Here is an 11279-nt window from a genome sequence, read left to right as displayed (position 1 = left end):
AGCGATCAGCGGACGAAGCGGACCTCGGTGAGCGTCTCACCCAGGAACGGCTCGGTGTGCGAGGCGCCGTCGAGCGTGAAGCCGTTGCGCGTGTAGAACCGGTGCGCGCGCGGGTTGTCGTCGGCGACCCAGAGATACAGCTGCTCGTCGGCGCCGACGACCGCGTCGAACAGCTTCTGGCCGATCCCCGTGCCGTGGTACTGGTCGAGCAGGTAGATGAAGTACAGCTCGCGGAAGCGCGGCGCGTCCTTGTCGCGCGCGGGGCCGGAGCCGGCGAAGCCGACGATCTCCCCGCCGACGAGCGCGGCGAACATCTTGAAGTCGGGACCCTGGACGGCCCAGTGGGTCCACAGCTCAGCAAGACGCTTGGGAGAGACCGCTTCGAGGGCGGCCTTGCTGATGAGGTGGTCGTAGGTCTCGTGCCAGCAGGTGGCGTGCACACGCCCGAGGGCCTCTGCGTCCACGTCGCGCACCGGACGGACGACGATGTCGGTCTGGAGTTCGGCTTCCATGGCCAGACTCTACGCCCGGCCCCGCGCGAGACGAAATCGACCGGACGGCGCCTGTGGACGCGTTGCCGCGAAGGGGTCGGATGCCGCCGCCGCGTGTGTCGGAGATCCACAACCGAATGTCGGTTGCGCTCGTGGATCGCTACCATCACTCCCCGTGAACGTGATCTGGCGGACCCTGCTCGTGATGCTCGGCGCGCGGCGGCGCGTGCGGCGCGAAGGGCACCTTCCGCCGACCGGTATCGGCCGGGTGCGGCTGACGACCCTGCCCACCGACCTCGACATCCTCATGCACATGAACAACGGCAGGTACCTCTCGCTGTTCGATCTGGGGCGCTGGGATCTGCTGGTGCGTACGGGCCTGTTCGACGTCATGAAGCAGCGCGGCTGGTATGCGGTCGTGTCGAGCGAGACGGTCACATTCCGCAAGTCGCTCGAGCTGTGGAAGCGGTTCGACGTCGAGTCGCGCATGATCGGTCACGACGACAAGGCCGTGTACCTCGAGCACCGCGCCGTCGTCGACGGCGAGATCTACGCCCGCGTGATCGTCCGCGCGCGCATGATGAAGCGCAGCGGGGGCACGCTCGCGCACGACGAGCTGTTCGCGGCGGTCGGCTATCCCGACGGCATCCCCGAGATCGACCCGTGGGTGCACGACTGGGCGGCGGCATCCGCTCTGCCTCCGTCGCGAGCCGAAGCACCCAGCGTCTGGAGCTGACGCCTCAGCGGGGGCTCAGCTCAACCTCGGAGGCGCAGCTCGGCAGCGGAGGGTCAGTTCAGCAGCGCCGACGCGACGGCGGCCAGTGAGGCCACCATCGCCACGTTCACGGTCACCAGGAGCGCCGTCCAGACCTGGGCGGAGTCGACCGACGACAGGGGGGTGCGCCCGACCGCGTCGAGGGCTTCGGGGAGCGTGTCGAACTCGCCGACGGTGCGACCACGGGGCGTGCTGGCGACATAGACGCCGCGCTCGCGACGGACGGCGCCCACCTTGCGGCCACCGCGGCCGGCCTCCCAGTCGCCGCGATCCAGGCTGCGCCACTGCACACGCCAGGACGCCGGAGCTGTCAGAGTGGGGAATGTCATGTCGGCAACGCTAAGCGCGTGTGCCGCAGCGCATCGGCCCTTGACTTCTTCGAGAAGCCAGGGTAAGCGCGCGCAGCGTGCCTAGCGGGCGGCGGCGGGGTCGTCGGGTTCGGGAACCAGCGACAGGCCGGCCGGGGAGTTGGCGGCCTTGGTCAGCGCCTCCACCCACGCGGGGTTGAGTCGGGGCTGACGGCTGCCGAAGTATTCGAACGAGAGCGGCACGTGGGGGCTGAGCCACACCGAGGTGCGCCCCATTCCGCTGCGCATCGGATCGGTCCACGTGAAAGGGAACTGCTCGCCGCGACGGAGCTTCGCCCACACGACCGCCTGCAGGTGCGCGAGGACGCGGTCATCGATCGAGACGGCGATCTTCGAGTCGTACGTGAGGGTGCCCATTCCGCCAGATTAGCGCGCGTTCGGGGGGTCCATGGAACCCGGCGCCAGCGCGCGACGCAGAGTATACGCCTTTCTGGCGCGCGTGTCTGCTGTTGCACGGGATGTGCTCCACCCCTCAGGCTGTCACGGTGACCACTTCGGAGACGCTCGTCCACGACCTGCGAGAGGCGGTGTCGTCGGGGGGACTGACGGTCGTCTACCAGCCCCAATTCGCCCTCGACACCGGGGCGCCGGACGGCGCGCCCGTCGCAGTTGAAGTGCTCTGCCGCTGGACTCATGAGGTCGACGGCGAAGTGCCGCCGTCGACCTTCATCCCGCTCGCCGAAGATGCTCTGCTGGTCGAGGAGATCGACCTCCAGGTGCTCGAGCAGGGCCTGGAGCAGATCCTCGAGTGGCAGCGCGCCGGCCGCGCCGTCGAACTGGCGGCCAACGCCTCGCCGTCGCACATCACCCTCGACTACGCCGAGGCGGTCATCGCACGCCTGGCCGTGACCGGCATCGACCCCGCCTCCGTGACGATCGAGATCACCGAGACGCCGTCTCCTCAGCTGCTTCCCGACATGCGCGGGGCGCTCGCGCGTCTTCGCGCCGCCGGCCTGACCATCGCGATCGACGACTTCGGCGCGGGAGACACCACGATCGACATGGTCGAGTCCCTGCCGATCGATGAGGTAAAGATCGACCGGTCGCTGACACAGCGAGCGGATGCCGCAGCCGACGCCATCGTGACCGATGTGGTCGCTCGATCGAACAGCCAGGGCTGGCGGGTCGTCGCCGAGGGCATCGAGACTCCCGAGGACCTCGCCCGGTCCATCGCCCGCGGCTGCCATCGCGGCCAGGGCTACCTGCTCGGCAGGCCGATGGGCGTCGCCGAGATCGAGGGCCTCTGGCGGCGCTGAACGGGCCAGCCTGGAGCGTGAACCCGCCTAGAGCGTGAACTCGTCGGGGGCGTCGACCGGGGTGTCGTCTGCCACCGACGGCGACTCGCCCACGTCTATCTGCGACCACGTCACCGGCATTCCCGGCGAGAACAGGATGTCGATGCCGGGACCACCGCGCAGCGGCGGGATGTTGACGTAGCCGCCACCCGCTTTGATCGCCTCGAGGATCTGGGTCTTGAGCCCCGTCACCGGGTCGGGCAGGAAGTAGTCACGTCCGTCGACAGTGAGCCGGTTCACGATGGCCATGGGCCCCAGCGTACCCGTCGCGCGGGCTGTCGAGATTAGGATTGAACTCGTGGGCACACTTCACTACGGTTCGCCGGCCACCGGCTTCGCTCTCGACGACCGCACGCTCGCCCACATCGAACTCGTGATGATGGCCAAGCTGCGTCGTCAGGAGAGCTTCGCGTTCGCCATCACCGACGAGAAGACCCAGCTGCGTCAGGCGGTCTGGATCTCGCCGGTCACAGCGCTGCGCTTCGAGTACGACGCGCCCATGCCCGAGATCAACCGCCTCTGGCTGCAGGATCTCGTCGATACCGCGAACTCCTCGGGCGGCCTGCGCATCGTCCCCGAGCCGGACCCGGCCGCATCACGCTGAGACGCGGCCACCGCCCTCGCGCTTCGAGCGGTACATCGCCGCGTCCGCCGCGTCGAGAAGCTCCGATGCCGTCATCCCGGGCGCCGCGGCCACGACGCCGGCGCTGACCGAGAGACGGAACACCGCGTCGGCGACCGCGACCGGCCGCCCGATGGCCCGGATCGCGCGCTGCGCCACATGGTGCGCATCCTTCTCGTCCGCGCCGACGCACACGATCACGAATTCGTCGCCGCCGAGACGCACCACCACGTCGGAGGCCCGTGCGACTCCTGAGAGGCGACCGCCGATGGCGGCGAGCACGGCGTCCCCGACCTCGTGGCCGCGGGTGTCGTTCACGACCTTGAATCCGTCGAGGTCGAGGAAGATCAGTGCGAGGCGAGCGGCGCCCGTGACCAGGGCCTCCAGCCGATCGTCGAGGAACCGGCGGTTGTGAAGCCCGGTCAGCGCATCCCGCAGGGCGAGTTCCGCGAGCTCGGCCTGTGCGCGGGCGGTGAGCGCCGCCTGGATCTCATCGCCGAGCTCGCGTGCGTCCTGGGCGTGCTCGCCCCAGGGCAGGCTGCGACCGGTCACGCTCTCGCGCCAGGCCGAGAACGACCGGCGGGGGGAGAGCGCATCCTCGCGGTTGTCGGCGCGCTGGTCGCCCAGCCAGTCCACCGTGCGTGCCACCTCGCTGCGGAGGAAGACCAGACGGTCGCCCTCGGTTCCGATCGGCACGTCGAGCAGCCCCGCGACACCGGGCATCTCGACCGCGAGCTCGGGGCGCTCGAGGGGGAGTGCCTCCCACCGCGGCCGCTCGGCGGCCAGCTCGTCGACGATCTCGAGGACGGTTTCGTGCGGGGGCACAGTGCCGAGACCGTGCACCGCACCGCCGAGCCGCAGGATCACCCCGTCGGCGGGCACGACGTCGAGAACCGTGTGCGCGCCGCCGAGCAGCACGGCCGCGGCGTCGCCCCGCCCGTAGAGCGGTGCGACGATCGCGACCCGGCGCTCGCGTGCTTCGAGGCGTCGGCGCAGTTCTCGGATCTGGTGGGCGGCGGTGAGCTGCATCGTGACCTGGCTCGCGAGCACCTCGAGCGCGCGGCGCAGCAGCACGGGAACATTGCGCGGGGAGCGGTGGGCGCAGGTGAACATCCCGACGAGCCTGTCGTCAGCGACGAGCGCGAGGGACAGCGTCGAGGCCTGGCCCATATTGCGCATGAACTGCAGGTGGTGGGGCGAGGCCGCCCGCAGCTCGGTGGCGCCGATGTCGAGCGGCTCCCGTTCGAGCAGCAGAGTCGAGATGGCCAGGCCGGAGTCTTCGGTGTCGACGATCACCCGGGAGCGCTTCTCGAGGTAGAGCGCCCGGGCCTGCGACGGAATGTCGGAGGCGGGGAAGTGCAGCCCTAGGTACGGCTCCATGTCGGGCTCGCGCTCGTCGGCCACGACCTGGCCGTGGCCGTCGGGGTGGAACTCGTAGCACATCACCCGGTCGAACCCGGTGATCCGCTTGATCTCGGCTGCGGCTCGCGTGCGCAGCTCGTCGGGATCGGTGATCGCCGCGAGGCCCTGGATCGCGCCTACCACACCGGTGCGCACGTATTCCAGATCGGCGTGCACCCGCTCCAGATCGATGAGCAGCGGTGATCCGCCGCGATGCACGATCACGTCGTACGTGACGCCGTCGATCTCGGCGCGCACGGGGTCGATGGCGGCGGCGTGCGAGGCCGCCCAGCTCAGCGTCTCGCTCCCGAGCTCGTAAACGCGGCGGCCGAGCCACGGCGCGGCATTGTCGCTCGCGGCCACGATCGTGGTGGTCTGCTCATCGACGGCCAGCAGGATGCCGTGGGACTGGATGCGGCCGATGATCCGGATGGGCTCGGCGGCGCACTCCTGCAGGCGGCGGGCTTCAGCTTCGTCCCTCTCGCGAGCGTCGTCGTACTGCAGAACCGTGATCTCGGTCAACGCGCCTCCTCAGCCATCATCCCCGAACGGTCGGTATGCCTGGCCGAGGGAGGTCAAGCCTACGTCGGGACGGGGGATCGCGCGCCGTGGACTGTGTGAAGCGTGGGATCCATGCGCTCACCGGCCATCGCATGCGCAATCGGGATCAGGCGCGGCGTACCGGACGGTGGGGCGCCGCGCAAGGGCGTTGCGAGCGGCCGGAGGTTCCGGTTGCGTGCAGTCAGGCGCGGGCGCCCCCCGCCCGCGCAGGGAGGATGAACGAGCCATGGACACCGCAACCCTCATCTGGATCATCGTGGCGGTCATCGTCGTCGCGATCATCGTGGTGGTGACCCTCGCGCTCACCGCGCGGGGCCGCGCCGAGAAGAAGCGCCAGGCGGAGCACGAGAAGGCCGAGAGGCTTCGCGAGCAGGCCCGCCAGACCGAGCTCGCCGCTCGCGAGAGCGAGGCGCGAGCCGCGCAGACCCGAGCGGATGCCGCGTCTGCGGCGGCTGCGGCACAGCAGGCCAAGGCGCAGGCGGCGCAGGCCGAGGTCGACGCCAACCGTCTCGCCGACAGTGTGAGCGAGCACGACGCCGAGGCCGCCCAGCGTCGCGCCGAGCAGGAGGAGGCCCTGCGCAAGGCCGATGATGTCGACCCCTATGTCTCCACCGATGCCGAAGCCGGCGGCCGGCCCCGCGACGCCCACGTCGACCGCGACCGGGATGGCCGGGACGACCGTGACGAGCGCGCCGCCGCGCACGACGACCGGGATGCCGTCGCGTCGAACGCGACGACGGTGCGCCCCGACACCACGACGGCCTCTGACGGCGTGCCTCCGGCACCTGATGGAGTGACGGGTCGGGATGCCTCGGCGCACGACTCGGCGGCCGCTGACGGCGCGGCGATCACGCGTCCGCCGGCGACGACGACCGATGAGCGCTCGGTCGTCGCCGACGAGCACACGGCCACCGCCGACGACACGGTGCCGCCGACCACACGCCGGGATCGCGCCTGAGGACCGGGGTCGTCTGCCCGGCGAGACATCCGTGCACAGGCAGGGTGAGAACGCCGGGCGGGCGGCCCTAGGCTTGACGGCATGGTGACCGACCCTAATCAGGGGGACACCGACCTTACGGCTCCCGGCGACGACCTCGCCGAGCGTGCCGTGGCGCTGGCGCAGCGGTGGATCACCGAGAGCGCCGAGGTCGATGTGGACCCCGCCGCCGAGCGACTCGCCGGCGTCCTGAAAGACCCCAACGGGCTGCCGTTCACAATCGGCTTCGTCGACGGCGTCATGCGGCCCGAGAGCCTGACGGCTGCGGCATCCAATCTCAGTCGTGTGGCTCCGCTCGTCCCCGGTTTCCTGCCCTGGTACCTCCGGGGCGCGGTGCGTGTGGGCGGTGCGGTCGCTCCGGTACTGCCGTCGCCCGTGGTGCCGATCGCGCGACGCGTGCTGCGCGAGATGGTCGGACATCTCGTGGTGGACGCGCGGCCCGAGAAGCTCGGCCCCGCCATCGCGGGCATCCGCGAGTCCGGCGCCCGTCTGAACCTCAACCTGCTCGGTGAGGCGGTGCTCGGCGAGCAGGAGGCGCTGCGCCGCCTGGAGGGCATCCACGAGCTCATCCGCCGCGACGATGTCGACTACGTGTCGGTGAAGGTCTCGGCGATCGCCAGCCACATCTCGATGTGGGCGTTCGACGAGGTCGTCGCCAAGGTGGTCGATCGCCTGCTGCCGCTCTATCTGACGGCGGCGTCCGACGGCACCTTCATCAACCTCGACATGGAGGAGTACCGCGACCTCGACCTGACGATCGCGGTCTTCACGAAGATCCTCGAGGACCCGCGGCTGCGGGATCTCGAGGCCGGGATCGTGCTGCAGGCGTACCTGCCCGACGCCCTGCCGGCGCTGCAGCAGCTCACCGCGTGGGCGCAGCAGCGCGTGGCGGCCGGGGGCGCGCGCATCAAGGTGCGGCTCGTCAAGGGCGCCAATCTCGCGATGGAGCGGGTGGATGCCGTGATGCACGGCTGGTCGCTCGCCACCTACGACGCCAAGGTCGACTCCGACGCCAACTACGTGCGCTGCCTCGACTTCGCGCTGCGACCCGACAACGCCGCCGCAGTTCGGGTCGGGGTCGCCGGACACAACCTCTTCGACATCGCCTATGCCTGGCTGCTCGCGGGCGAGACCGGCGTGCGCGATCAGATCGAGTTCGAGATGCTCCTCGGCATGGCCCAGGGGCAGGTCGCCGCCGTGGCCCGCGAAGTCGGCCACGTGCTGCTCTACGTGCCGGTCGTGCGCCCTGATGAGTTCGACGTCGCCATCAGCTACCTGGTGCGCCGGCTCGAGGAGAACGCGTCGAGCGACAACTTCCTCTCCGCCGCCTTCGAGCTCGCCGACGTGCCCGCGATGTTCGAGCGGGAGCGTGACCGCTTCCTCTCTTCGCTCGAGCGCGCCGCTGACCCTGCCCTGCGCATCGGTCCGAATCGCACGCAGGACCGCACCACCGAGCCCGCCGAGGACCCCGTGACCCGCGCTTCGCTGCTGGGTAGCGGAGCGGCCGGCGAGGGCGGCGGTCTGACCGAGGCCGTGATCGGCATCGCGCGCTCTGCGGTGGGCGATCCAGCCGAGACTGCGCCCGTCGCGCCGTCCGTCGAGGAGCAGCTGTTCGCCGGTGAGGCGTTCGTCGAGACCGCCGTCTTCGCGCCCCGTGAGGGCAGCGACCGCGCGCCGGGTGCCCCCGGCTTCCGCAACGCCCCCGACACCGACCCGGCGCTGCCCGCCAACCGTGTGTGGGCCCGAGGCATCCTGCGCCGCATCCACACCTCGCGCGCCGGCGACGAGACGATCGCCGCTGCCCGCATCGACGACGCCGACGCTCTGGAAGCCGTCGTGAAGACGGTGACGGATGCTGCGACCCGATGGGGCGCGATGCCCGCAGCAGAGCGCTCCGCGGTGCTCGCCGCCGCCGGTCGCGCGCTCGAGGACCGACGGGGCGAGCTCATCGAGGTCGCCGCGTCCGAGACCGGCAAGATCTTCGCCGAGGCCGACGTCGAGGTCAGCGAGGCCGTCGACTTCGCGAACTACTACGCCGCCACCGCCCGCGAGCTCGACCGGGTCAGCGGCGCGGTGTTCGAGCCCGCGAAGCTCACCGTCGTCACCCCACCGTGGAACTTCCCTGTCGCGATCCCCGCAGGCGGCGTGCTCGCGGCCCTCGCCGCGGGATCGGGCGTCGTGTTCAAGCCCGCGCCGCAGGCGCGCCGGTGCGCGGCCGTAGTGGCCCAAGCGCTGTGGGAGGCCGGTGTGCCGCGCGATGTGCTGGCCATCGTCGACATCGACGAGGGCGGGCTCGGGCAGGCGCTCGTCTCGCACCCCGCGGTGGACCGGGTGATCCTCACCGGCTCCTTCGAGACAGCCGCCCTGTTCCGCTCGTGGCGTCCCGACCTGCCGCTGCTCGCCGAGACCAGTGGCAAGAACGCGATGATCGTGATGCCGTCGGCCGACCTCGACCTCGCGGCATCCGATCTCGTCAAGAGCGCCTTCGGCCATGCCGGTCAGAAGTGCTCGGCGGCGTCGCTCGCGATCCTCGTCGGCCCGGTCGGGCACTCGAAGCGGTTCGCCCGCCAGCTCGTCGACGCGGCGCAGTCGCTGCGCGTCGGATCGCCCACCGACCCGCTGTCGGAGGTCGGACCCGTGGTAGAGCCGCCACGCGGCAAGCTCGAGTGGGCGCTCACGACCCTCGACGAGGGTGAGCAGTGGCTCGTCGAGCCGAGACCGGTCGACGCCGGACCCGATTTCGCGGGCCGCATGTGGACGCCAGGCATCCGCACCGGCGTGATGCCGGGCTCGCGCTTCCATCACGAGGAGTTCTTCGGTCCGGTCCTCGGCGTGATGCACGCCAGTTCGCTCGCCCACGCGGTCGACCTGCAGAACGCCGTCGCCTACGGCCTCACCGCGGGGCTGTACACGCAGAACCCCGACGACCTCGCACTGTGGCTCGACCGCGTCGAGGCCGGCAACCTGTACGTCAACCGGGGCATCACCGGCGCGATCGTCCAGCGCCAGCCCTTCGGCGGCTGGAAGCGCTCATCGGTCGGAGCCGGCACGAAAGCGGGCGGTCCGAACTACCTCATCGGGCTCGGCTCGTGGCGAGCCACGTCGGGCGGTGCCTCGTCGACGACGCTGCACCTGCGCGGCCTCGACTCGCGTATCACGTCGGTGATCGAGGCGGCCCAGCCCTCACTCGACTACGACGCGTTCGAGTGGCTGCGACGCGCAGCGCTGTCGGACGCGATCGTGTGGGATCGCGAGTTCGGCCGGGTGAAGGACGTCTCGGCCCTCGGTATCGAGCGCAATCTGTTCCGCTACCGCCCGATCTCCGAGGTCGCGGTGCGCGCCACGGCGGACGCATCGTGGCAGTCGGTGCTGCGCGTCGCCGTCGCGGGCATCCGGGCGGGGTCGGCGCTCACGCTCAGCGCTCCCGTCGGCCTTCCCGGCGCCGTGCGCCGCGCGCTCAGCGACCTGGACGTCGCCGTGTTCGTCGAGACGGACGAGCAGTGGCTGCAGCGCATGGCCGCCCCGACTCCGGATCTGACGGCGGCGGTCGCGGGCGAGGCATCCGCTGCCCGTCCGCCGCGGGTGCGGCTCGTCGGACCCCGTGACTCGGTCGGCGCGCTGCACCGCGCGCTCGCCGTCGCGGTCGGAGGCGACCCCGACCTCGCGGTCTACGACAACGAGGTCACCACGGCCGGGCGACTCGAGCTGCTGCCGTTCCTGCACGAGCAGTCGATCACGATCACCGCGCACCGGTTCGGCAACCCCGACCCGTGGTCGGAGGACGTGATCTGATCCGGGCGGACGCTGGGCGCGGCATCCGCTCTACTCGATCGGATCTGTCGCGAGGTCGCGCACGTGGTAGAACTCCTCGTCCCAGAGCAGGTACACCAGCCAGGCGGGCAGGTAGTACGCCGACTGCAGGTAGTTCGCCTGCGACGCGTGGATGGCCCAGCCCTCGTGCTTCTTCCCGGTCTCGGCAGACATCGCGTACTCGGGGTCGGGCTGGTTCTCGACCACGAGTGCACCCTGCTCGCCGCCGAACATCGACAGGGCCGTGGTCGGGCTGATCGTGTAGACGAGGTGGTCCGGGCCGTCGTAGGCACCGCCCTCCTCTTTCAGCTGCGCGATCGCCAGCTCGGTCACGCGGCCCATCTCCATGTGGTCCTTATGACCGGTGGCACCGCTGGCCGGCCAGAAGCCCACGACGACGTCGGGCTCGATGCGCTTCATGGCTTCGACGAGTCGCCCGACGAGCTCCTCCTCGTCGACCTCGGGAACACCGCCGTCGGGGTAGTCCCACACCTCGTGCTCGTCGACGCCGAGGTTGAAGCTGTTCTTGAGCGCCTCGGCGGTTCGGACGACGCCGAGATCTTCCTGACGTGCGACGACCGGGACCTGGTGGCCGGCCTCCCCGGCCGTCGCCGTGATCATCGCGGTGTATGCGCCGTCGTGCTGCTTCGCGCGCCAGAACAGGCCGTTGACGGTCTGCTCGTCGTCGGGGTGGGCGAAGACGCCGAGCACGCGCTCCCCGCGGAGTTCGCCGACCACCGAGTCGACGCCTTTCGCGGTGGGCATGTGGAAGAGACTGCGTCCCGCCCAGTACAGGCCGGCCAAGAGGACGACGAGAACGGACGCGACGACGATGAGCGCGATCCAGCGCTTGCGCATGAGGAACTCCGGGTGGTGCACCGATCCGTCGGCCACGACAGCTCGGTGGTGTTGTGTCCGTCGGCGGTGACGGGTCGAAGCATCCTAAACCGAATGACGCT

The 11279-nt window shown here is 70.6% G+C and carries 11 protein-coding genes; 5 read left to right on the top strand and 6 right to left on the bottom strand.

The features are described from left to right. Positions 1–5 precede the first annotated feature (5 nt). A complete protein-coding gene (locus MK786_RS12560; protein WP_241112580.1) occupies positions 6–512 on the bottom strand; it encodes a GNAT family N-acetyltransferase in 507 nt (168 codons plus the stop codon). A gap of 154 nt (positions 513–666) precedes the next feature. Here MK786_RS12560 and MK786_RS12555 point away from each other — a divergent pair, with 154 nt between their 5' ends. Then, positions 667–1227, top strand: a complete 561-nt coding sequence (locus MK786_RS12555) for an acyl-CoA thioesterase (protein ID WP_241112579.1) — start codon at positions 667–669, stop codon at positions 1225–1227. 53 nt (positions 1228–1280) lie between these two features. Here the strand turns inward: MK786_RS12555 and MK786_RS12550 are convergent, their stop codons facing one another. Together MK786_RS12550 and MK786_RS12545 are read right to left on the bottom strand one after the other, a co-directional pair. Next, positions 1281–1595 (bottom strand): hypothetical protein, encoded by a 315-nt coding sequence (locus tag MK786_RS12550; protein ID WP_241112578.1) that lies wholly within the window; start codon positions 1593–1595, stop codon positions 1281–1283. Between the two features lie 81 nt (positions 1596–1676). Then, positions 1677–1991 carry an ATP-dependent DNA ligase gene (locus tag MK786_RS12545; RefSeq protein WP_191764408.1) on the bottom strand — a complete coding sequence of 105 codons (315 nt, stop codon included), beginning with the start codon at positions 1989–1991 and terminating at the stop codon, positions 1677–1679. A gap of 128 nt (positions 1992–2119) precedes the next feature. Here MK786_RS12545 and MK786_RS12540 point away from each other — a divergent pair, with 128 nt between their 5' ends. After that, complete coding sequence (locus MK786_RS12540; protein ID WP_241112577.1) at positions 2120–2890, top strand: EAL domain-containing protein; 771 nt, start codon at positions 2120–2122, stop codon at positions 2888–2890. Positions 2891–2917: 27 nt separating this feature from the next. Here MK786_RS12540 and MK786_RS12535 read toward each other — a convergent pair whose 3' ends face one another. Further along, on the bottom strand, positions 2918–3178 hold the full coding sequence (locus tag MK786_RS12535; RefSeq protein ID WP_241112576.1) for a hypothetical protein: 261 nt from the start codon (positions 3176–3178) through the stop codon (positions 2918–2920). Positions 3179–3227: 49 nt separating this feature from the next. Between MK786_RS12535 and MK786_RS12530 the strand changes: the two genes are divergently transcribed. After that, positions 3228–3533: a hypothetical protein gene (locus MK786_RS12530; RefSeq protein WP_241112575.1), complete on the top strand. Its 306-nt coding sequence runs from the start codon at positions 3228–3230 to the stop codon at positions 3531–3533. On the opposite strand, the gene MK786_RS12525 is transcribed toward MK786_RS12530, so the two are convergent. Then, the gene (locus MK786_RS12525; protein WP_241112574.1) at positions 3525–5474 is read right to left on the bottom strand and encodes a sensor domain-containing diguanylate cyclase; all 1950 of its coding nucleotides are present in this window, start codon (positions 5472–5474) and stop codon (positions 3525–3527) included. The genes MK786_RS12530 and MK786_RS12525 overlap by 9 nt on opposite strands. A 265-nt stretch (positions 5475–5739) precedes the next feature. On the opposite strand from MK786_RS12525, the gene MK786_RS12520 reads away from it, so the two are divergent. Further along, complete coding sequence (locus tag MK786_RS12520) at positions 5740–6471, top strand: hypothetical protein (RefSeq protein ID WP_241112573.1); 732 nt, start codon at positions 5740–5742, stop codon at positions 6469–6471. A gap of 81 nt (positions 6472–6552) precedes the next feature. Further along, positions 6553–10302, top strand: a complete 3750-nt coding sequence (locus tag MK786_RS12515; protein WP_241112572.1) for a bifunctional proline dehydrogenase/L-glutamate gamma-semialdehyde dehydrogenase — start codon at positions 6553–6555, stop codon at positions 10300–10302. A gap of 30 nt (positions 10303–10332) precedes the next feature. On the opposite strand, the gene MK786_RS12510 is transcribed toward MK786_RS12515, so the two are convergent. Then, positions 10333–11214: a PIG-L deacetylase family protein gene (locus MK786_RS12510; RefSeq protein WP_241112571.1), complete on the bottom strand. Its 882-nt coding sequence runs from the start codon at positions 11212–11214 to the stop codon at positions 10333–10335. Positions 11215–11279 lie beyond the last annotated feature (65 nt).

The sequence above is a fragment of the Microbacterium sp. CFH 31415 genome, from assembly GCF_022538185.1.
In the GTDB taxonomy this organism is placed as follows: domain Bacteria; phylum Actinomycetota; class Actinomycetes; order Actinomycetales; family Microbacteriaceae; genus Microbacterium.
The sequence above is the reverse complement of the archived record's forward strand: the minus strand, read 5'-3'. Positions and strand labels throughout refer to the sequence as shown.

Coding starts and splice junctions, on each gene's coding strand:
- MK786_RS12560 (WP_241112580.1), bottom strand. CDS start 512: ATGGAAGCCGAACTCCAGACCGACATCGTCGTCCGTCCGGTGCGCGAC.
- MK786_RS12550 (WP_241112578.1), bottom strand. CDS start 1,595: ATGACATTCCCCACTCTGACAGCTCCGGCGTCCTGGCGTGTGCAGTGG.
- MK786_RS12545 (WP_191764408.1), bottom strand. CDS start 1,991: ATGGGCACCCTCACGTACGACTCGAAGATCGCCGTCTCGATCGATGAC.
- MK786_RS12535 (WP_241112576.1), bottom strand. CDS start 3,178: ATGGCCATCGTGAACCGGCTCACTGTCGACGGACGTGACTACTTCCTG.
- MK786_RS12520 (WP_241112573.1), top strand. CDS start 5,740: ATGGACACCGCAACCCTCATCTGGATCATCGTGGCGGTCATCGTCGTC.
- MK786_RS12515 (WP_241112572.1), top strand. CDS start 6,553: ATGGTGACCGACCCTAATCAGGGGGACACCGACCTTACGGCTCCCGGC.